Annotated in this window: 19 protein-coding genes; 8 read left to right on the top strand and 11 right to left on the bottom strand. The window is 72.6% G+C overall.

Annotated features, from left to right (window positions below; genetic code table 11):
• Positions 1-24: 24 nt before the first annotated feature.
• Positions 25-720, top strand: coding sequence for a TerB family tellurite resistance protein (locus IE277_RS03460; protein ID WP_189948340.1), 696 nt, complete (start codon positions 25-27; stop codon positions 718-720).
• Between the two features lie 50 nt (positions 721-770).
• Here IE277_RS03460 and IE277_RS03455 read toward each other — a convergent pair whose 3' ends face one another.
• Both IE277_RS03455 and IE277_RS03450 read right to left on the bottom strand, forming a co-directional pair.
• On the bottom strand, positions 771-1,406 hold the full coding sequence (locus IE277_RS03455; protein WP_189948338.1) for a response regulator: 636 nt from the start codon (positions 1,404-1,406) through the stop codon (positions 771-773).
• Entirely contained in the window at positions 1,403-2,641 is a 1,239-nt protein-coding gene (locus tag IE277_RS03450; protein ID WP_189948336.1) for a sensor histidine kinase, read from the bottom strand. Before IE277_RS03450 ends, IE277_RS03455 begins: the two co-directional genes overlap by 4 nt.
• Before the next feature lie 180 nt (positions 2,642-2,821).
• On the opposite strand from IE277_RS03450, the gene IE277_RS03445 reads away from it, so the two are divergent.
• From IE277_RS03445 to IE277_RS03435, 3 genes are all read left to right on the top strand, one after another.
• On the top strand, positions 2,822-3,910 hold the full coding sequence (locus IE277_RS03445; protein WP_189948334.1) for an ABC transporter permease: 1,089 nt from the start codon (positions 2,822-2,824) through the stop codon (positions 3,908-3,910).
• On the top strand, positions 3,907-4,590 hold the full coding sequence (locus IE277_RS03440) for an ABC transporter ATP-binding protein (RefSeq protein ID WP_189948332.1): 684 nt from the start codon (positions 3,907-3,909) through the stop codon (positions 4,588-4,590). Before IE277_RS03445 ends, IE277_RS03440 begins: the two co-directional genes overlap by 4 nt.
• 97 nt (positions 4,591-4,687) lie before the next feature.
• Positions 4,688-5,989, top strand: a complete 1,302-nt coding sequence (locus IE277_RS03435) for a sialidase family protein (RefSeq protein ID WP_189948331.1) — start codon at positions 4,688-4,690, stop codon at positions 5,987-5,989.
• 13 nt (positions 5,990-6,002) lie between these two features.
• Here the strand turns inward: IE277_RS03435 and IE277_RS03430 are convergent, their stop codons facing one another.
• The 6 genes from IE277_RS03430 to IE277_RS03405 all read right to left on the bottom strand — a co-directional run bounded on the left by IE277_RS03430 (position 6,003) and on the right by IE277_RS03405 (position 14,075).
• Positions 6,003-6,929 carry a dihydrodipicolinate synthase family protein gene (locus IE277_RS03430; RefSeq protein ID WP_189948328.1) on the bottom strand — a complete coding sequence of 309 codons (927 nt, stop codon included), beginning with the start codon at positions 6,927-6,929 and terminating at the stop codon, positions 6,003-6,005.
• Positions 6,929-7,933 carry an oligopeptide/dipeptide ABC transporter ATP-binding protein gene (locus tag IE277_RS03425; protein ID WP_189948326.1) on the bottom strand — a complete coding sequence of 335 codons (1,005 nt, stop codon included), beginning with the start codon at positions 7,931-7,933 and terminating at the stop codon, positions 6,929-6,931. Before IE277_RS03425 ends, IE277_RS03430 begins: the two co-directional genes overlap by 1 nt.
• Complete coding sequence (locus IE277_RS03420) at positions 7,930-9,900, bottom strand: dipeptide/oligopeptide/nickel ABC transporter permease/ATP-binding protein (RefSeq protein ID WP_189948324.1); 1,971 nt, start codon at positions 9,898-9,900, stop codon at positions 7,930-7,932. The genes IE277_RS03425 and IE277_RS03420 overlap by 4 nt, the downstream gene beginning before the upstream one ends.
• Positions 9,900-10,856: an ABC transporter permease gene (locus tag IE277_RS03415; RefSeq protein WP_189948322.1), complete on the bottom strand. Its 957-nt coding sequence runs from the start codon at positions 10,854-10,856 to the stop codon at positions 9,900-9,902. The genes IE277_RS03420 and IE277_RS03415 overlap by 1 nt, the downstream gene beginning before the upstream one ends.
• 4 nt (positions 10,857-10,860) lie before the next feature.
• On the bottom strand, positions 10,861-12,489 hold the full coding sequence (locus IE277_RS03410) for an ABC transporter substrate-binding protein (protein WP_189948320.1): 1,629 nt from the start codon (positions 12,487-12,489) through the stop codon (positions 10,861-10,863).
• A 269-nt stretch (positions 12,490-12,758) separates the two neighbouring features.
• Positions 12,759-14,075, bottom strand: coding sequence for an AMP-binding protein (locus IE277_RS03405; RefSeq protein WP_189948319.1), 1,317 nt, complete (start codon positions 14,073-14,075; stop codon positions 12,759-12,761).
• A gap of 295 nt (positions 14,076-14,370) precedes the next feature.
• On the opposite strand from IE277_RS03405, the gene IE277_RS03400 reads away from it, so the two are divergent.
• From IE277_RS03400 to IE277_RS03380, 4 genes are all read left to right on the top strand, one after another.
• Entirely contained in the window at positions 14,371-14,586 is a 216-nt protein-coding gene (locus tag IE277_RS03400; RefSeq protein WP_189949192.1) for a hypothetical protein, read from the top strand.
• Positions 14,587-14,744: 158 nt separating this feature from the next.
• On the top strand, positions 14,745-15,494 hold the full coding sequence (recO, locus tag IE277_RS03390; protein WP_189948316.1) for a DNA repair protein RecO: 750 nt from the start codon (positions 14,745-14,747) through the stop codon (positions 15,492-15,494).
• 27 nt (positions 15,495-15,521) lie between these two features.
• Positions 15,522-16,370 carry an isoprenyl transferase gene (locus IE277_RS03385; RefSeq protein ID WP_189948314.1) on the top strand — a complete coding sequence of 283 codons (849 nt, stop codon included), beginning with the start codon at positions 15,522-15,524 and terminating at the stop codon, positions 16,368-16,370.
• A gap of 63 nt (positions 16,371-16,433) precedes the next feature.
• Positions 16,434-17,771, top strand: a complete 1,338-nt coding sequence (locus IE277_RS03380; RefSeq protein WP_189948312.1) for a histidine-type phosphatase — start codon at positions 16,434-16,436, stop codon at positions 17,769-17,771.
• Between the two features lie 27 nt (positions 17,772-17,798).
• Here IE277_RS03380 and IE277_RS03375 read toward each other — a convergent pair whose 3' ends face one another.
• The 3 genes from IE277_RS03375 to IE277_RS03365 all read right to left on the bottom strand — a co-directional run bounded on the left by IE277_RS03375 (position 17,799) and on the right by IE277_RS03365 (position 19,951).
• Positions 17,799-18,206: a Fur family transcriptional regulator gene (locus IE277_RS03375; protein ID WP_189948310.1), complete on the bottom strand. Its 408-nt coding sequence runs from the start codon at positions 18,204-18,206 to the stop codon at positions 17,799-17,801.
• 63 nt (positions 18,207-18,269) lie between these two features.
• Complete coding sequence (locus IE277_RS03370; protein ID WP_189948308.1) at positions 18,270-19,172, bottom strand: metal ABC transporter permease; 903 nt, start codon at positions 19,170-19,172, stop codon at positions 18,270-18,272.
• A complete protein-coding gene (locus IE277_RS03365; protein WP_189948306.1) occupies positions 19,172-19,951 on the bottom strand; it encodes a metal ABC transporter ATP-binding protein in 780 nt (259 codons plus the stop codon). The genes IE277_RS03370 and IE277_RS03365 overlap by 1 nt, the downstream gene beginning before the upstream one ends.
• Positions 19,952-19,966: the final 15 nt, after the last annotated feature.

The following is a 19,966-nucleotide window of genomic DNA, read 5'->3' as shown; positions in this document are numbered from 1 at the left end:
GCCGTGCGGTTACGGAGGTGCGACGTGCTGCCAGTACGGGGACGAGACGGCCGTGCCGCCAAGGCTGTGCACATCCTGCGCGTCCGCACCGCGTGGACTCCCGTCGGGGACGGCGAGTTCTACTGCCCGGGCTGCGGAGGCGACCGCAACTACCAGCGGCTCACCGGACGCCGCCGCCTCACCCTGCTCGGGCTGCCGCTGCTGCCGCGCGGAAGCGCCGGGCCGGTCGTGGAGTGCGCGGCCTGCCGCCACCACTACGGCACCGACGTCCTCGACCACCCCACCACCCGCCGCTTCTCGGCGATGCTGCGCGACGCCGTGCACACCGTCGCGCTCGCCGTGCTCGCCGCGGGCGGTGCCTCCTCGCGTACGGCCCTGGAGACGGCCGCCGGCGCCGTGCGCGCGGCCGGCTTCGACGGCTGTACCGAGGAACAGCTGGCCGCGCTGGTCGAGGCGCTCGCCGCCGACACCGGCCGGGTCCTCGGCGCGGAGTGCGGCACGAGCCTGACGATAGAGCTGCACGAGGCCCTCGACCCGCTCGCCCCGCACCTCGCCCCCGCCGGCCGCGAATCCCTCCTCCTCCAGGCCGCCCGCATCGCCCTCGCGGACGGCCCCTACACCCCGGCCGAACGCGACGCCCTCGCCACGGTGGGCGCGGCCCTGACGATCTGCGCCGACGATGTGACGCGGCTGCTGGCGGCGGCCCGCACCCCGTCCTGAGGGCCGGGGCCAGGGGCTTCGGCTCCGCCGGGCAGGCCTGACGACAGGCCCTAACGGCGGATCAGTCCGAGATCCGTCGCCGTGGCCACCGCCGCGGTCCGGGAGTCGACGCCGAGCTTGGCGTAGACGCGGGCCAGGTGGGACTTGACCGTGCCCTCGGTGAGGTGGAGGCGCACGCCGACGGCCTGGTTGGACAGCCCCTCGGCGACCAGGGCGAGGACCTCCGTCTCGCGCCGGGTCAGTGAAGTGCCGGGCGCGCGCAGCCGGTTCATGAGCCGGTCCGCGACCGCGGGCGCCAGCGCGGTGCGTCCGGTGGCGGCCGTGCGTACGGCGGCCGCCAGCTCCTCCGGAGGGGCGTCCTTCAGGAGGTAGCCGGTGGCGCCGGCCTCGATCGCCGGAAGGGTGTCGGCGTCGGAGTCGTAGGTGGTGACGATCACGACCCGGGGCGCGCCCGGCCGCGCCGTGATCGCGGCGGTCGCCTCGGCGCCGCCCATCCCCTTGCCGAACTGCAGATCCATCAGGACGACGTCGATGTCGCCCCGGGCGGCCCGGGCGACGGCGTCCTCGGCGGTGGCGGCCTCCGCCACGACGACGAGATCCGGCTCGGTCTCCAGTACGGCCCGCAGCCCCGCCCGCACCACGGGATGGTCGTCGGCGAGCAGCAGACGCACAGGACGGTCGCTCATGAACGGACCTCGGTCTCGGCGGGCGGGGACGGCCGGACCTGGGAGCCGGCGCTGACGGGGAGCCGGGCGGTCAGGCGGGTGCCGTGGCCGGGGGCGGAGTCGAGGCCCAGGGTGCCGCCGAGGGCGTGCAGACGGGTGCGCATCGCGGGCAGCCCGAAGCCGCCCGTCTCGGGGTCGGGCACCGGCAGCCGGCCGGGGTCGAACCCGACGCCGTCGTCGACGACGCTCAGGGTGACCTCGTCGCCCTGGCGGCCCAGCGTGACATCCACGGCGCCGGCCCGCGCGTGCCGGACGGTGTTGGCCAGGGCGGACTGGGCGACGCGCAGCAGGGCGACCTCGTGCGCGGTCGGCAGCGGAACCGGTTCGCCGTCGAGGCGGAAACGGGCCGTGAGCCGGTGCCGGGCGCCGGTGGTGGCGCACAGCCGTTCCAGCGCGTCCGCCAGGGTCGTGCCCTCCAGGGCGGGCGGGGCGAGCGCGGCGACGAAGCGGCGGGCCTCGGCGAGACTGTCGACCGCGGCCTGGCGGGCCTGGCCGACGTGGCGCGTGGCGTTCTCCGGGGTGCCCGGCAGATTCCGCTCGGCGGCGCGCAGCAGCAGCTGGATGCTGGACAACCCCTGCGCGAGCGTGTCGTGGATCTCCCGGGCCAGCCGCTCCCGCTCGGCCAGCACGCCCGCGGTGTGCTGGGCCTCGGCCAGATCGGCGCGCGTGGCGGTGAGTTCCTCGATCAGCTGCCGGCGCCGTTCGCTCTCCCGGTACAGCGCCTGGTACCCCCACACCACCGCGACCGCGACGGCGGCCCCGAGCGCCGGGCCGATCGCCATGGCCGCGCTGAAGGAGCCCTGATGGGCGGCGAACGCGGTGATCGCGGCGAGCGCGGTCGCGGCCACGGCGGCGAGGCCGGTCCGGCGCGGCAGCAGATGCAGCTGGAGGAAGTACAGCGGGAAGGCGACCCAGACCCCGTCGGCGGACAGCGCCAGCAGCGCCAGCCACACCGCGCCGACGGCGGCCAGCCACCAGGCGGCGGCCCGCCGGTCCCCGCGTATCCGGGGCAGCAGCGGCCCCGCCGCGTACACCAGCCCGCACCCGGCCGCCACGGCCACGGTCGGCCCGGCATACGGCAGCGGACCGGTCACGGCCCGGCCGGCGGACAGCGCGAGCAGGCCGACGACCAGCAGATGCAGGCACCAGGACAGGGCCCGGGTGGTCGGGGTCAGGGCGGGGGCAGCGGTGTTCACAGTCCCCCCAGCCTAAAGAAGCCGCCCGCGGTCGGGCCTCTGCCGAAAGTTGCAATCCACGCGCCGCCTTTCGGTCCGCGAAGTGCCCTCCGCCGCCAGATGCCCGCAAGGGGCACCGACGGCGACGGTGGAGGCACACCGTCCAACCCCCTGAGACACCGCGAGAGAGCAGCCGAAGCCGTGTTCGTCGCCTGGAGAGACCTGAGGTTCGCCAAGGGCAGGTTCGCCCTGATGGGAGCCGTCATCACCCTGATCACGCTGTTGGTCGGGCTGCTGTCCGGACTGACCGCCGGCCTCGGCCGGCAGAACATCTCCGCGATCACCGGCCTGAGCGCCGACCGGATCGCCTTCGAGCCCCCGGCCGCGGGGCAGAGCCTGTCGTACGCCGACTCCACCGTCACCGCCCGGCAGTGGGAACAGTGGGCGAAGGTGCCCGGCGTCACCCGCGCCGAACCCCTCGGGATCACCACGACCAAGGCCACCGCCGGCCACCGCAGCGCCGGTGTCTCCGCCTTCGGCGTACGGCCCGGATCCCGCCTGGCCCCGGACGGCGACCGGATCCGCGACCGTACGGCGGTGCTGTCCGCCACGGCCGCCGACGACCTCGCCCTCCGGCCGGGCGGCACCTTCACCCTGGCCGGCCGGACGATGACGGTGGCGGCCGTCCGGGGGGACGCCTCCTTCAGCCACACCCCCGTGATCTGGACCAGCCTCACCACCTGGCAGCGGACGGCGCCCCCGCAGGGCACCGGCGGCGGTCCGGCCGCGACCGTGATCGCCCTGGACACCACCGCCGGCGCCGATGTCACGGCCGCCGACCGGACGATCGGCACCAGGACCGTCACCAAGGACGCCTCGCTGTCCGCGATCGGCTCCTACTCCTCCGAGAACGGCTCCCTCCAGCTGATGCGCGGCTTCCTGTTCGCCATCTCCGCCCTCGTCGTCGGTGCCTTCTTCACCGTCTGGACCATCCAGCGCAGCGGCGACATCGCCGTCCTCAAGGCCCTCGGCGCCTCCACCGCGCATCTGGTCGGGGACGCCCTCGGCCAGGCCGCCGTCCTCCTCGTCGCTGGCACCCTCCTCGGCACCGGGACCGCCGCCGCCCTCGGCGCGCTCGTCGTGCGCGACGCGGTGCCGTTCCAGCTCACCCCCGCCACCGTCCTCGTCCCCGCCGCCGTGATGATCCTGATCGGCGCGCTCGGGGCCGCCCTGTCCGTCCGCCGCATCACCTCCGTGGACCCGCTGACCGCCCTGGGGAGCGCCCGATGAGCCTGAACCTGTCCGGCATCACCCTCACCTACCCCGACGGCGAGCACCGGCTGACCGCGCTGGACCAGGTGAGCCTGGACGTGCCCAGGGGCACGCTGACCGCCGTGATCGGCCCCTCCGGCTCCGGCAAGTCCAGCCTGCTCGCCGTCGCCGCGACCCTCGTCACCCCCGACGCCGGCACCGTCACCGTCGACGGCGTCACCACGGCCGGGCTGAGCCGCGGGGAGCTGACCGAGCTGCGCCGCCGCAGGATCGGCATCGTCTTCCAGCAGCCCCATCTGCTGCCCTCCCTCACCGCGGCCGAGCAACTGCAGCTCATGGCCCGGATCGACGGGCGCTCACCGGCGAAGGCCCGCGGCCGCGCCCTGGAACTGCTGGCCGCGGTGGGTCTCACCGCCCAGGCCGGACGGCGCCCCCACCGGCTCTCCGGCGGGCAGCGCCAGCGGATCGGCATCGCCCGCGCCCTGATGAACGACCCCACCCTCCTCCTGGTCGACGAACCCACCAGCGCCCTCGACCACGAACGCGGCGCCGCCGTCGTCGACCTGATCACCCGTCTGACCCATGAGCGGGCCACCGCGACGGTCCTGGTCACCCACGACCGGACCCATCTGACGGGCGCCGACCGGATCGCCGAAGTCCACGACGGACGGCTGACGGTGCCCGTGGCGGGCCGCTGACCGGTCCTGGCACCGAGGGGAGCACCGGGCGGGCCCGCGCCGTCGGCACGGGCGTGTGATACGCGGCTCGGCCGGTGGTTGCGGAGAACATGAGCGGATGACGCCGCTCAGCCGCACCGTGCTCACCGCCCTCGCCCTGCTCACCTCGCTCACCATCCGCATCCCCGCCCAGGCGGACCCCACGCGGGCCGAGCCCGCCCCCACGCCCCCGGCGCACGCGGGCAGCGCGAGCGGCCGGGCCGGCCCGCACCATCCGGGCCCGACGGCCGGCCGCCCGCGCATCGGCTGTGCCGCCTCCCTGCCGTACGTCTCCGGCCAGGGCGGCTACGCCGCCTATCGCATCCCGGCGGTCGTGACGACCCGGCACGGCACCGTCCTGGCCTTCGCCGAGGGCCGGCGCGAGGGCACGGGCGACACCGGGGACATCGATGTCGTGCTGCGCCGCTCCGCCGACGGCGGCTGCACCTGGGGCCCGCTGACGGTGGTGGCCGCCGGACACGGCGACACCCGGGGCAACCCGGCGCCGGTCGTGGACCCGCGCACCGGCGCCGTCGTCCTTGTGACCTGCGGCAACAGCGGTTCGGTGACCGAGGGGCAGATCATGCGCGGCGAGGTCACGGCCGCGCGGGGCCGCCGCGTGTACGTCCAGCGCAGCCGGGACGACGGCCTTCACTTCACCCACCCCGAGGACATCACCGCGCAGGTGTCACGGCCCGGCTGGCGCTGGTACGCCACCGGTCCCGGCCATGCGCTGGCCCTCACCCGGGGCCCGCACCCCGGTCGGCTGATCGTCCCGGCCAACCACTCCGCGGCCCCGCCCGCCGGCTCCTCCGACACCGGCCGGGAGTCCAAGTACTACGCCGGTCACGCCCTCTACAGCGACGACGGCGGCTGCACCTGGCACCTCGGCTTCGTCAACACCCACTACGACGGCGTGACCCACGCCAACGAGACGAGCGCGGCCCAACTCCCCGACGGGCGCGTCTACTTCAGCGCCCGCAACCAGAACGGCGGCGCGCACGGCCACCGTATCGACGGCTACTCGGCCGACGCCGGCGTCACCCTCCACCGCCCCTACGCCGTGCAGACCACCCTGGACGACGTCCCCGTGGTCCAGGGCAGCGTCCTCCAACTCGACCCCAAAGGCTCCCCGTTGCTGTTCTCGGCGCCCTCCGTGCCCACCGCACGCCGCGCCATGGCGATCTGGGCCAGCGAGGACTTCGGCCACACTTTCACCAAGCTGCGCACCCTCTCCGACCGCCCGGCCGCCTACTCCGACCTCGTCCAGCTCGGCCACGACACGGTCGGCGTCCTCTACGAGACCGGCGCCGCCCACGCCTACGACACCCTGGAATTCCGCCGCCTGACCCTGCCCTGGAACACCCTCGGCACCACCTAGGGCCGGAGGGGTCCTAGAGCAGTCCCGCCGCCGCGAGGCACTTGCAGACTCTTTCGACCTCTTCGCCGGACAGTGGTACCTGCGGCTCGGCCGTCACCGGGCAGTCGATGACGCCGCGCAGATGCAGCGCGGCCTTGAACGCGCCGAGCGCCGCCGAGCTGCCGCCCATCCGCGCCGGATCGCCGACCGTGACCATCGAGAACAGCGCGCACAGCCGTTCCTGTTCGGCCCGCGCGCCCTCCCAGTCGCCCGCCCGGCACATCCGGTACAGCCGTACGTACCCGTGCGGGTCGACGTTGGCCAGCCCCGGCACGGCCCCGTCGGCGCCCATCGCCAGCGCGGCGTCCACGACCAGCTCGGAGCCGGTCAGCACGCTGAAACCGGGGTGCTTACGGGCGCCGGTGGCGAGCTCGCGGAAGGCGCCCAGGTCCCCGCTGGAGTCCTTGATCCCGGCCAGCACCCGGTCGGCGGCCAGCCCCAGCACCAGGTCGGCGGGGAGCTTGGTGTGCACGGCCACGGGGATGTCGTAGGCGATGACCGGCACCTCGCTGGCGGCCGCGATCCGGCGGTAGTGGTGGACGATCTCGGAGCGGTGGGTGCGGGCGTAGAAGGGCGCGGTGACGACGACGGCCTGTGCGCCGGCCGCCGTCACGGCCGCGACATGGTCCAGGACGCGCGGGGTGGTCATGTCGATGGCACCGGCGAGGACCGGCAGCTGGCCGCCGACGTGTGCGGTCACCGCCGCCACCACCTGCCGGCGCTGCCGGTCGGTCAGGAACGCCGCCTCGGACGTCGAGCCGAGCAGGAAAAGCCCGTGCGAGCCGCCCTCCACCAGATGGTCGACCAGCCTGAGCAGCGAGGGGACGTCCACCTCGCGCTCCGGTGTCAAGGGGGTGCAGACGGGCGGGACGACACCGGTGAGGGGCGCGGGCAACGACATCAGGGCTCCTGGCGTGCTAGGTCGCGAGTCGACTGGTCCTCCTCCACAGGATGGTGACAGCGGTAGCGGTGTCCGGGCCGTGACGCGGCCGAGAATTCCGGCATCGCCTCGGCACACAGGTGATCCGCCTTCCAGCAGCGGGTGCGGAACGGGCAGCCGCTCGGCGGCCGGGTCGCCGAGGGCACCGGACCGGTCAGCGGGATCGGGTCGAGGGGATCCAGCAGGCCGGGCGTGGCGGAGAACAGGGCGCGGGTGTACGGGTGCCGGGCGGCGTCGGTGACCCGGTCGGCCGGGGTCTCCTCCACGATCCGGCCCAGATACATGGTGATCACCCGGTCGCTCATCCGCCGTACCGTCTGGATGTCGTGCGAGACGAACACCAGGGCCAGACCGAGGCGTTCCCTCAGGTCCAGCAGGAGGTTGAGGATCTGCGCGCGGACCGACACGTCCAGGGCGCTGGTCGGCTCGTCGGCGACGACCAGCGCCGGGTCGAGGGCGAGGGCGCGGGCGATCGCGACGCGCTGCCGCTGGCCGCCGGAGAGCTGTCCGGGCAGCACGTCGGCGAGGGCCCCGGGGAGCCCGACCAGAGACATCAACTCCCTGACCCGCTCCTCCCGTTCGGGCCCGCTGCCCCGGTCGTGGACGTCCAGCGGGTCGCGCAGGATCCGGCGTACCGTCAGCCGCCGGTTCAGCGCGGTCGAGGGGTCCTGGAAGATCATCCCGACGCCCGTGCCGAGCGTGGCCCGGCGTTCGGCGGGCGGCATCGTCCACAGGTCACGGGCCTGGAACAGCACCGTCCCCGAGGCCGGCCGCTGGATGCCCACCAGCACCCGTGCCAGCGTCGACTTCCCGCACCCCGACTCGCCGACCACGCCCACCGTCTCCCCGGCGGCCACGGCCAGATCGGCGCCGGTCAGGGCGTACACCCGGTCGCGGCGCAGCAGTCCGCCGCTGCGGGCCCTGTGCACCACGTGCGCGTCCCGCACCTCGACGACGGCGGTCACTGAACCGCCTCCTCGCTCTCCACGGGCACCGCGGGATGGTGGCAGGCGGCCGTGTGGGTGGCCGTACCGGTGAGCACGGGTGCGCTCTCGTGGCACACCCGGCTCGCCATCGGGCAGCGGTCGGCGAAGCGGCAGCCCGCCGGGAAGTCGGCCGGGGCCGGTACGACCCCCTTGATCTGTGCCATCCGTTCCTCGGCCGACTCCAGTGACAGCACACTGCCGAGCAGTCCGCGCGTGTAGTGGTGGGCCGGTGCCGCCACCAGGTCGGCGGTCACCCCGCTCTCCACGATCTGGCCGCCGTACATCACCACCACCCGGTCGGTGATGTCGGCGACCAGCGCCAGATCGTGGCTGACCAGGATCAGCGCGAAGCCCAGCTCCTCGCGCAGCCGCAGCAGCAGTTCCATCACCTGGGCCTGCACGGTGACGTCCAGGGCGGTCGTCGGCTCGTCGGCGACGATCAGCCGCGGCTCGCGGGAGAGGGCCATGGCGATGAGGACACGCTGGCGCTGGCCGCCGGAGAGTTCGTGCGGATAGCTGCGCAGGGTGCGCTCGGGGTCGAGCCCGACCAGCGACAACAGCTCCCGCGGGGTGCGGCGGCCACCGCGCCGCACGAGCTGTTTCAGCTGGGCGCGGATGGTCATCGCGGGGTTCAGCGAGGACAGGGCGTCCTGGTAGACCATCGCCATCTCGTGCCCGAGCAGCCTGCGCCGGGCCCGCATCGGCTCGGTGAGCAGGTCCCGCTGCCGGAACCGGACCTGCCCGCCGATCCGCGCCTGCCTCGGCTGGAGCCCCATGACGGTGAGCGCGGTCAGTGACTTCCCGCAGCCCGACTCGCCGACCAGCCCGAGCACTTCACCGGCGTGCACCTCGAAGCTGACCCCGGCGACGATGTCCACGCCCCGGTGCCGGCCGGGGAAGCCGATGGTGAGGTTCTCCACGGCGAGCACCGGGGGGCCGTCGCGGCCGGGCAGCGGCCGGGCCCGGGACCGCAGCCGCGCGGCGGCCTCGGTCAGTCCGGGCAGTCGCAGTACCTCGCCGCTGCCGGGCTCCGGCGCCTCCAGCCGGTCCCGCGGTGTCTCCACCTCCCGCGCGGCCGGTGCCGCCCAGGCGTCGGACACGCCCTCGGAGAGGATGTTCAGCGACAGCACGGTCAGCAGGATCAGAAGTCCGGGGAAGACGGTCGCCCACCAGCCGCCGGTGAGCACCATGTTCTTGCCGTCGGCGATGACACTGCCCCAGGACGGGTCCGGCGGGCGCACCCCGGCGCCGATGAAGGACAGCGACGCCTCGAACACGATCGCCTCGGCGACCTGCACCGTGCAGAACACCAGCACCGGGGCGGCGCAGTTGACGGCGATGTGCCGCAGCACGATGTGCGGGGTGCGGGCGCCGATCACCCGTTCCGCCGTGACGTAGTCCTCGCCGTACTGGTCGAGGACGTTCGCCCGGACGACCCGCGCCACCGGCGGTGTGAACAGGAAGGCGATCGCGCAGATCAGCACCCCGATGCCGCCGCCGAACACGGCCACCAGCACGGCCGCGAGCGCGATCCCGGGGAACGCCATGACCACGTCCAGGCAGCGCATCAGCGTCTCGTCGACGCCCTTGCGGGAGGTGGCGGCGACCGCTCCGATGACGGCGCCCACGACCAGGGCGAGCGCGGTGGCGCCCAGCCCGATCGCCAGCGACCACCGGGCGCCGTACATCAGCCGGCTCAGGATGTCCCGGCCGAGGCTGTCCTGCCCGAGCCAGTGCGCGGCCGACGGATGCCCGCTGCCGCCGGCCGGGTCCTGCTGGTCGAGCGGATCGTCCGGGGCGAGCAGGGGGGCGAGTACGGCGACGAGGATCACGAGAGCCAGGAAGCAGAGGGCGACTCTCGACAGCGGAGGCAGCCGCCGCCAGCCGCGCAGCCGGACGCCGCCGGGCCGGGAGAGCCGTTCGGCAAGGCTCGCGCGCGTGACCATCAGGCCGCCCTCAGACGTGGGTTGACCAGCAGATACAGGAGGTCGATGACGAGGTTGACGACGACGAAGCCGGTGGCCGTGGTCAGCACCACGCCCTGCACGACGGCCGGGTCGCCGTTCTGCACGGCGTCGATCATCAGCTTGCCCATGCCGGGCAGCGAGAAGATGGTCTCGATGACGACGGCACCGCCGAGCAGATAGCCGACCCGCAGCCCGAGCACGGTCAGCGGATTGACCAGGGCGTTGCGAAGGACGTTGCGTCCGACGACCACCAGGGGCGAAAGCCCGCTGCCGATCGCCGTGCGCACATAGTCCTTGTCCAGCTCCTCCACCACCGAGGTCCGTACGATCCGGGTGAGCTGGGCGGCCACCGGCAGGGAGAGGGCGAAGGCGGGCAGCGCCATGGTCTTCAGCCAGCCGGTGACCGAGTCGGCCGGGTTGATGTAGCCGCCGGTGGGGAACCAGCCCCGGTCCACCGCCAGGTACTGGATCATCAGCAGCGCCAGCCAGAACCCGGGCGCGGCCACCCCGACCAGCGAGACCACCCGGATGACCTGGTCCGGGATCCGGTCCCGGTACACGGCCGCGGTGACCCCGCCGGCCAGCGCCAGCACCACGGCGACGGCGAGACCGAGGAAGGTCAGCTGGAGGGTGAGCGGCAGCGCGGTGGTGACCTGGTCGACGACCGGGGCGCGGGTCAGGGCGCTGGTGCCCAGGTTGCCGTGCAGCAGGTCGCCGACGAAGTGGACGTACCGCACGGGCAGCGGATCCAGCAGTCCGGCCCGCTCCCGGAAGTCATGCAGCTGCTGCGGGGTCGGGTTCGCGCCCTGGAAGAACGCGGACGCCGGGTCGACGTCCGAGAAGCGCATCACCAGGAACACGAACAGCACGATCCCGAGCATGAGCGGCACGAGCAGGGCGATACGGCGCAGCAGGATCCGTACGACGGCCGTCATGCCGTCAGACCCACTTGGCCTGGAGCACGTTGATCCCGGGGTACGGCTGTGCCCTTATCCCGGTGAGCCTGCGCGGGTCCCAGGCGGTCATCAGCTCGTTGTGCACCACCGGGTAGAGCACGGCCTGCTCGGCGACGACGTCGATGTAGTCCTGGATCATCGCCTTCTTCTTCGCCGGGTCGGCTTCCCGGGTCGCCCGGTCCATGTCCTTGAAGAGCTGTCGCGCGACCGGGTCGCCGGCCCACCGGGTGTACCCCATCCACAGGTTCTGCGGGCCGTAGTTGTAGTGCATGATCAGGTCGGCGTCGAGCCCGAACTGATTGGGGTTGGAGGCGGCGGCGACGACCTGGTAGTCCTGTTTCTGGTCCATCTTGGTGAACACGGCCGTGGTCTCCTGCGGTGCCAGGGTCGTCTCCACGCCGACCGCGTCCCAGGAGGACTTGACGGTCGGCAGACAGTCCACGATCCAACTGACGTTCACGGCGAGGATGTCGACCTTCAGGCCGGTGACGCCCGCCGCCTTCAGCAGTGCCTTCGCCTTCTGCGGGTCGTGGTCGTAGACGGTTTTGGCCCGGCGGTAGCCGGGGTTGCCCTCGTCGAGGAACGAGGACGCCGGCTTTCCGTGTCCCTTGAGGGCGACCTGCACCATCTTCTCGGTGTCGATGGCGTAGTGCAGCGCCTGTCGCACGCGTACGTCGTCGAAGGGCTTGTGCCGGGTGTTGAACATCAGGAACAGGTTGTTCATGCCGGCGCCGCCCGCGACCGTCATCCCGCCCTGTTCCAGCCGGGCGATGTTGGCGTAGGGGATGTTGTCGGCGATCTGCGCGCCGGCGTCGGACCCGGAGATCTTCGCGACGCGGGGTGCGGCGTCCACTATGGTCAGCCAGTTCATCTTCCTGAAGGCCGGTCTGCGCGGACCGTTGTAGGCGGCGAACGCCTCGAAGGTGGTGTTGGACTTCGGGTGGTGCGCGGTCTGCCGGTACGGCCCCGAGCCCACGGCCAGCCCCTTGACGGCGTCGTCCCAGGCGCCGGGCTTCGAGAAGACGTGCTTCGGCATGATCTTGGCGAGGGTGAGCCGGGAAAGCCCTTCGGGGAAGGGGAACTTGAGCTTCAGCTCGACGGTCCTGGCGTCGGCCCTGTCCACCCGGTCCAGCCAGCTCACGAAGAAGCCCTTGACGAGCGTCTGGGTGCCCGGGTCGAGGATCCGGTCGAAGACGAACACGACGTCGTCGGCGGTGACGGGCCTGCCGTCGTGGAAGGTCGCGCCCGGGCGCAGCGTGAACCGCCAGGTGGTGGCGTTCGGGTCTTTCGGCACCTCGGTGCCGAGCGCCGGATACGGCACCCGGGTGATGGGGTCGGTGTCCAGCAGCCCCTCGTAGACATGGTTGTTGGCGGCCATCGAGAACGCCGACGCCGTCATCGTCGGATCCCAGGTGCCGTCGTTGCCGTACCCGATCACGGCGGTCAGTGTCCGGTTCTTGCCGCCGCCTCCGGTGTCGTTCGTGGACTCCGGGCCGGTGGAGCAGCCGGCCAGCACGGGCGGCAGCGCGGCGGCCGCGCCCAGCGCACCGGTGCACTTGAGGAACGACCGGCGGCGCGGGGCCGGCACGTCGGGGCTCACGTCGTCGCGCACGGGTCCTCCAGCAAGTCGGTGGGGGGAGGGGGTGGGAGATACGACGTCCTACGTCCGGTCGGTAGCGCGACCATAAGAGGGCCTGTGGGGGCGGTCAAGACAGCGCACACGAATGGGCTAGGGCCTGTCCGGCGGATCAGGTCGCGGGAAAGTGACGGTGCCTCATCGGCGCAGGTGAGCGGGCGTGCCGGCCCCCGCGTCCGCGACAGGATCCGCCGGACAGGCCCCAGCGCCAGAGGTCGTACCAATGGCGGCCTGAAATGGTGGGGTCAGGCCGGCTCGGTACCGGCGTCCACGACCAGGTTGCCCTCCGTGGTCAGACGGGCCCGGACGCCGGTGCGGTGGAAGCCGTCGGGGGTGAAGGCGCGGGCGTTGTGCTCGGGGGAGCGGTGGTAGCCGCGCAGGGTGTACGGGCCACGGGCGAGGAGTTCACCGACCGCTCCCTCGGGCGCGTCGACGCGGATCTCGTCGGCCGGGGAGAGGGGCCGTCCCTGGGTCGTGAGCACCACGTCCCGCGGGTCGTCGAGACGCGTGGCGGTGAGCGGCCCCTCGGCCCGGCCGAACACCCGCTGGAGCCGGCAGCCGAAGCAGGGCTCGATCCGCGCGGCGAGAGCGGGGTGGAGGCGGGCGCCGCCGATCTGCACGACGCGCAGCGAGCCGAGGTCGGCCTCGCTGCCGTCGAGGGAGTCCAGCCAGCGGGCGGCGATCGCGGGGGACAGCGAGGTGACGGTCACCCCTTCCCGCGCGATCGCGCAGAACGCGGTGTCCGGTGCCGGGTCGTCGAGCAGGACGACGGTGCCGCCGGCGGCGAGGGTGCCGAGGATGCCGGGGGAGCCGAGGGCGAGCGGGGACTGCGCGGGCAGCGCCGCCAGATACACGTCCTCGGGGCCGAGGCCGAGCGGCTCGGCGGCGGCGCGCAGCTGGTAGGCGTAGTCGTCGTGGGTGCGGCCGACGAGCCTCGGCGGTGTGGTGTCCGACGGCAGGAAGAACGCCACGCCGGAGGCGTCCGGCCGGCGGTCCGCCACGGGCGCCTCGTCCACGGTGTGCAGCGGGAAGGCAAGCGAGCCGCCGGGCAGCACCGAGAACCCGCCCGCCTGTTCACCGGGTGCGGCGAGGGTGAAGATCCGCCGCAGCGAGGTCGACCCGGCGGCGATCCGGGCGGCCGTCGCGGTGTGGTCGTGGCCGCGGTACACCGCCGGGCCGATATAGCCGACGGCCTCGGTCTCGGCGACCAGCCGGGCGAGCTGCGGCTCCCGGTGCCCGGTCGGCGCGAGCACGGGGACCGCTCCGGCGCGCATCAGCGCGAACAGCGCGATGACGAACTCGGGGGTGTTCGGCAGCTGCACCACGACCCGCTTGCCGGGCCCGACGCCGCGCAGCCGCAGCCCCGCGGCCATCCGGCTCACCCGCCGGTCCAGCTGGAAGTAGGTCAGACGGGTCGCGCCCTGCACGAGCGCGGTGCGCGGCCCGTGCGCGGCGGTCCAGTCGCGCAGCAGCTCGGGCAGGGCGCGGCCCTGCCAGTAGCCGGCGCGGCGGTAGGCGAGGGCGGTCTCCTCGGGCCAGGGGGTGAAGCCGTTCGCTGCCATACCTTCAACATATTGTTGAGCAACGGATTCCGAAAGACGGTTTCGGCTTTCCGTACTCCGGAATTCTATGGTCCGGGTCTACGACGGCTGCCGGAGTTCGGTATGGGCCGGCTGGTCGACTGGGCACGCCGGACGGCCTGACATGGCGCAGGCTGTTGCAGAGTGTAGAGGCGGAGCGTCACGCCGGATGTGCAAAGCGTGAAACTCGGGAAGGAAGGGGAGCAGGTCAAGGCGCGACGCACAACCCGCGCGGAGTGCTGTGTGCCCATAGGCGGAGGAAAACAAGTTGAGGGAATTGCGGCCTGCCGTCGGCAGCCATGTGGTGGACACCCGTAGCGGCAGGCTCGGCATCGTCATGGGGTACGAGGGGCCCTATGTGCAACTGAGACCGTACGGCGGGGGCCGGGAATGGGACGCCGAGCCCGGCGCGCTGCGCAGCGCGACCGCTGCGGAACGCCTCAAGGCGGCCACCGCGCACGCCAACGCCCGCAGTCGCGGAGAGACGCTCTAGGCACTCCGCGCATGGGCGAGAATGGTCCCCATGAGTCTGTTCCGCGACGACGGCATCGTGCTGCGCACCCAGAAGCCGGGTGAAGCGGACCGGATCATGCCGTGTTGCCCCGGGGGACACCCCCCGGACCCCCGGCCGACGGGAAGCGGGGGCCGGCTGTGAGTCTCTTCCGGGATGACGGCATCGTGCTGCGCACCCAGAAGCTGGGTGAAGCGGACCGGATCATCACGCTGCTCACGCGCGGTCACGGCAGGGTGCGGGCCGTGGCGCGCGGGGTGCGGCGCACCAAGTCGAAGTTCGGGGCCCGGCTGGAGCCCTTCTCCCATGTCGACGTGCAGTTCTTCGCGCGCGGGAGCGAGCTGATCGGGCGCGGGCTGCCGCTGTGCACACAGAGCGAGACCATCGCACCGTACGGTGGCGGGATCGTCACCGACTACGCGCGCTACACCGCCGGCACGGCGATGCTGGAGACCGCCGAGCGGTTCACCGACCACGAGGGCGAGCCGGCTGTCCAGCAGTATCTGCTGCTGGTCGGCGCCCTGCGGACGCTGGCCCGCGGGGAACACGCGCCCCACCTCGTCCTCGACGCCTTCCTGCTGCGCTCCCTCGCCGTCAACGGCTACGCGCCCAGCTTCGACGCCTGCGCGAAGTGCGGCATGCCCGGCCCCAACCGCTTCTTCTCGGTCTCCTCCGGCGGTTCCGTCTGCGTCGACTGCAGAGTGCCCGGCAGCGTCGTACCCTCGCCGCAGACCCTGGTACTGCTCGGGGCACTGCTTACGGGAGACTGGGAGACGGCGGACGCGTCCGAGGCGCGGTACGTCCGCGAGGGCAGTGGGCTGGTGTCCGCCTATCTGCACTGGCATCTGGAGCGCGGGCTGCGCTCGCTCAGATACGTGGAAAAGACGTAGAAAGACGTAGAGGGAGACGAGAAGCACATGGTCGTACGCGGGATCCTGGGGCGCCAGCGGCGCGAGTACAAGGCGCCGGAGCCGCACCCGTCAGGTGCCCGCGCGCCCAAGCTCCCCGGCGAGCTGGTCCCGAGCCACGTGGCCATCGTCATGGACGGCAACGGCCGCTGGGCCAAGGAGCGCGGGCTGCCGCGCACCGAGGGCCACAAGGTCGGCGCCGAGCGGGTGCTGGACGTGCTGCAGGGCTCGATCGAGATCGGCGTCCGCAACATCTCCCTGTACGCCTTCTCCACCGAGAACTGGAAGCGCTCGCCCGACGAGGTCCGCTTCCTGATGAACTTCAACCGCGACTTCATCCGCAAGACCCGCGACCAGCTCGACGAACTCGGCATCCGGGTGCGCTGGGTGGGCCGGATGCCCAAGCTGTGGAAGTCGGTCGCCAAGGAACTGCAGATCGCCCAGGAGCAGACCAAGGACAACGACCTGCTGACCCTGTACTTCTGCATGAACTACGGCGGCCGGGCCGAACTCGCCGACGCGGCCAAGGCGTTGGCCGCGGACGTGCGGGCGGGCCGGCTCGACCCGGCCAAGGTCAACGAGAAGACCATCCAGAAGTACCTGTACTACCCCGACATGCCGGACGTGGACCTCTTCCTGCGCCCCAGCGGCGAGCAGCGCACCTCCAACTACCTTCTCTGGCAGAGCGCGTACGCCGAGATGGTCTTCCAGGACGTGCTGTGGCCCGACTTCGACCGCCGTGACCTGTGGCGGGCCTGTATGGAATTCGCCTCCCGCGACCGGCGGTTCGGCGGCGCCGTACCGAACGAGGAACTCCTCGCCATGGAGGCCGCCATGAAGGGCAATGCCACCCCGTAGCCATCCCCGGTTCATCCGGACCGCGGATGCCGGTTCATCCGGGACGCCGAGGATGCGGGACTCATGAGACGTCTCACACCGGTCCTCGCCCTCGGCGCCCTGCTGCTCACCGCGCTGCCCGCGCACGCCGCCGACGGCCCCGCGCACCGTGAGAGCTACGGCACCAAGGCCCCGTACGAGCCCGGGCAGAGCACTCGTACCTACCAGCGGCCCCCGGCCGGCTTCGAGCCCGTGTTCACCGAGAACGTCTCCCGGCACGGCTCGCGGGCGGCGACCGGCGGCGAGGACGGCGACCTGGTCCTCGCCCTGTGGGACAAGGCAGAGCAGCAGGATCAACTCACCGACCGGGGCGAGGAGTTCGGGCCGCGGGTGCGGGCCCTGCAGGCGGCCATGTCCCAGGTGGGATACGGCGACCTCAGCGGGCGCGGCCGGCAGGAGATGCGGGACACGGCGACGCGTATGTCACAGCGGCTGCCCACCCTGTTCGCGAAGATCGCCGACGAGGCCGAGAAGATCGACGTGGTCAGCTCCGGGCAGGGCCGGGCCGTGGACAGCGCGGGCGAGTTCACCGGCGCGCTGGCCGCCGCCGACCCCGCGCTGAAGCCGCTGATCGGGGCGACCCGCACCGACAAGGACCTGCTGTACTTCCACAAGGCGGCGGGCGGCGCGGCCTACCGCGACTACATCGCGCACGACCAGCGCCTCAAGGACACCCTGACCTCGATCGAGGACCAGCCCCGGACCCACGAGGCCGCGTACAGCATCCTGCGGCGGCTCTTCAAGGAGTCCTTCGTCGACCGGATCAGCGACGGCGACCGGGTCGGCGCCGCCCAGGCCGTCTACAACCTCTACGCGATCGCGCCCGCGATGAGCGAGGAGAGCCCTGACCCGGGCGGCGCGGGCTGGGACATGGACCGCTTCATCTCCCGCGCGGACGCGGCCTGGTTCGGCTACCTCGGCGACGTGGAGGACTTCTACGAGAAGGGCCCCGGCTTCTCCGACAGCGACATCACGTACAAGATGGCGGACGTCCTGCTCGACGACTTCTTCCGGCAGGCCGAGGCCAAGCGGGCCGGCACCAGCGACCTCGGCGCCGAACTGCGCTTCACCCACGCCGAGGAGATCATCCCGCTGGCGGCCCTGATGCGACTGCCCGGCAGCACGGACCCGACGGCACCGGACGAGCCGTACACCTACCCCGGCAACCCCTGGCGGGGCGCGTCCGTCGCCCCCCTCGGCGCCAACATCCAGTGGGACATGTACGAGAACGACGGCCGCTACCTGATCCGCATGCTCTACAACGAGAAGGAGACGGCCTTCAAGCCAGGCTGCCACCCGATCGAGCGGGGCAGCGCCTTCTACGACCTGAACGAACTGGAGCGCTGCTTCGGCCGGAGCTGAGCCGTAACCCCCTGGGGTGCTACGGCGCTAACCCGCGCAATCCGCACACGTGCCGAAGATCTCCACGGTGTGGGCCACGTTCACATACCCATGCTCCGCGGCGATCGCTTCCGCCCACTTCTCCACGGCCGGTCCCTCCACCTCCACCGCCTTGCCGCAGGCCCGGCAGACGAGGTGGTGGTGGTGCTCACCGGTGCTGCAGCGGCGGTAGACGGACTCGCCGTCGGACGTGCGCAGGACGTCGACCTCGCCGGCGTCGGCGAGGGACTGGAGGGTGCGGTACACCGTGGTCAGCCCGACCGAGTCGCCCTTGTGCTTGAGCATGTCGTGCAGTTCCTGCGCGCTGCGGAACTCCTCGACCTCGTCCAGGGCCGCCGCCACGGCTGCACGCTGGCGGGTCGCGCGGCCCTTCACGGGCGGTCCAGCGGTCGTCACCGTTGCCTCCTCACGTCGTGCTTCCGTCCGGGCCGCCATTGTGCCAGCCCGCACGGTCAGCAGTCAGACGCCGATCTTGTCCGGGCCCCCTCTCATGGCCGGAATCGCGCACTCCGCCGGGTCCACGGGCGGGTGCGCGGCGGCCGCCGAGCGGGCGCGTCGGCGGGCCAGCGGGGCGGCCAGCACCGTCAGCGCGACGAACGCGGCGATGGTCAGCAGGACGATCGTCGCACCGGGCGGAACGTCCTGGTAGAACGATGTCACCGTGCCGCTGATCGTGACCGTCACCCCCAGCCCGATCGCGATCGCGAGGGTCGCCGCGAAGCTCCGGGTGAGCTGCTGGGCCGCCGCGACCGGCACCACCATCAGGGCGGAGATCAGGATCAGTCCGACGACACGCATCGCGACGGTGACGGTGACCGCCGCCGTGATCGCCGTGAGCAGGTTGAGCGCGCGCACCGGAAGGCCCGTGACCCGCGCGAACTCCTCGTCCTGGTTGACCGCGAAGAGCTGACGGCGCAGCCCCAGGGTCACCACGACCACGAACGCCGCCAGGATCGAGATGGCCGTCACGTCCGAGGGGGAGACCGTCGACAGCGAGCCGAACAGATACGAGCTGAGGTTGGCGTTGGACCCGCCCGGCGCGATGTTGACGAACATCACGCCGCCCGCCATACCGCCGTAGAAGAGCATGGCCAGGGCGATATCGCCGCGGGCCTTGCCGTACCAGCGGATCAGCTCCATCAGGACCGAGCCGAGCGCGGAGACGGCCGTGGCCATCCACACCGGCGAGGCGTGCAGCAGGAAGCCCAGCCCGACGCCGGTCATCGCCACATGCCCGATGCCGTCGCCCATCAGGGGCTGGCGGCGCTGCACCAGGTAGATGCCGATCGCGGGGGCCGTGATGCCGACCAGCACGGCGGCGAGCAGCGACCGCTGCATGAAGTCGTAGGCGAGGATGTCCATCAGCTCAGCAGTCCCGTGCGGATCGGTTCGGTGCCCGCGGGTGCGTGCGGGTGTACGTGGTCGTGGCCGGGCAGGGCATGTTGGCCGACGGCGCGCGGGGGTGGGCCGTCGTGCAGGACGCAGCCGTCCCTGAGGACGACCGCCCGGTCGATCAGGGGCTCCAGGGGGCCCAGTTCGTGCAGGACGAGCAGGACCGTCGTGCCCTGCTCGACCTGGGCGCGCAGCGTCCGCGCGAGCACTTCCTGGCTGGCCAGGTCGACGCCCGCCATCGGCTCGTCCATGATCAGCAGTTCGGGCTCGGCGACGAGCGCGCGGGCGATCAGCACCCGCTGGTGCTGTCCGCCGGAGAGGGCGTCCACCGGGTCCTTGGCCCGGTCGGCCATGCCGACCAGTTCCAGGGCGCGGCGTACGGCCTCCCGGTCGGCCTTGCGGAAGACGCCGAAGCGGGTGCGGGAGAGCCGGCCCGAGGAGACGATCTCCGTCACCGTCGCGGGGACCCCGCCGGCGGCCGTGGTGCGCTGCGGTACGTAGCCCACCCGCGCCCAGTCGCGGAAGGCGCGGCGCGGGGTGCCGAACAGCTCGATCGTGCCGCCGCTCGCCGGTACCTGGCCGATGATCGTGCGGATCGCCGTGGACTTGCCGGAGCCGTTGGCGCCGAGCAGGGCGACGACCTCGCCGCGGCCGACGCTGAGGTCGATGCCGCGCAGCACGGGACGCGCGCCGAGTTCGGCGGTGACACCGCGCAGGGCTATGACGGGCTCGGCGGGCTCGTTGGTCATCTCGTCTCCCTTGCT

The sequence above is a fragment of the Streptomyces alanosinicus genome, from assembly GCF_014650595.1.
Lineage (GTDB): Bacteria > Actinomycetota > Actinomycetes > Streptomycetales > Streptomycetaceae > Streptomyces > Streptomyces alanosinicus.
This window is presented reverse-complemented; position numbering and strand designations above follow the sequence as displayed.

Excerpts from the sequence above, each read along its gene's own strand:
- IE277_RS03415 (WP_189948322.1), bottom strand. The coding sequence starts at position 10,856 with ATGACGGCCGTCGTACGGATCCTGCTGCGCCGTATCGCCCTGCTCGTG.
- IE277_RS03455 (WP_189948338.1), bottom strand. The coding sequence starts at position 1,406 with ATGAGCGACCGTCCTGTGCGTCTGCTGCTCGCCGACGACCATCCCGTG.
- IE277_RS03430 (WP_189948328.1), bottom strand. The coding sequence starts at position 6,929 with ATGTCGTTGCCCGCGCCCCTCACCGGTGTCGTCCCGCCCGTCTGCACC.
- IE277_RS03405 (WP_189948319.1), bottom strand. The coding sequence starts at position 14,075 with ATGGCAGCGAACGGCTTCACCCCCTGGCCCGAGGAGACCGCCCTCGCC.
- IE277_RS03365 (WP_189948306.1), bottom strand. The coding sequence starts at position 19,951 with ATGACCAACGAGCCCGCCGAGCCCGTCATAGCCCTGCGCGGTGTCACC.
- IE277_RS03420 (WP_189948324.1), bottom strand. The coding sequence starts at position 9,900 with ATGGTCACGCGCGCGAGCCTTGCCGAACGGCTCTCCCGGCCCGGCGGC.
- IE277_RS03370 (WP_189948308.1), bottom strand. The coding sequence starts at position 19,172 with ATGGACATCCTCGCCTACGACTTCATGCAGCGGTCGCTGCTCGCCGCC.
- IE277_RS03380 (WP_189948312.1), top strand. The coding sequence starts at position 16,434 with ATGAGACGTCTCACACCGGTCCTCGCCCTCGGCGCCCTGCTGCTCACC.
- IE277_RS03440 (WP_189948332.1), top strand. The coding sequence starts at position 3,907 with ATGAGCCTGAACCTGTCCGGCATCACCCTCACCTACCCCGACGGCGAG.
- IE277_RS03435 (WP_189948331.1), top strand. The coding sequence starts at position 4,688 with ATGACGCCGCTCAGCCGCACCGTGCTCACCGCCCTCGCCCTGCTCACC.
- IE277_RS03385 (WP_189948314.1), top strand. The coding sequence starts at position 15,522 with ATGGTCGTACGCGGGATCCTGGGGCGCCAGCGGCGCGAGTACAAGGCG.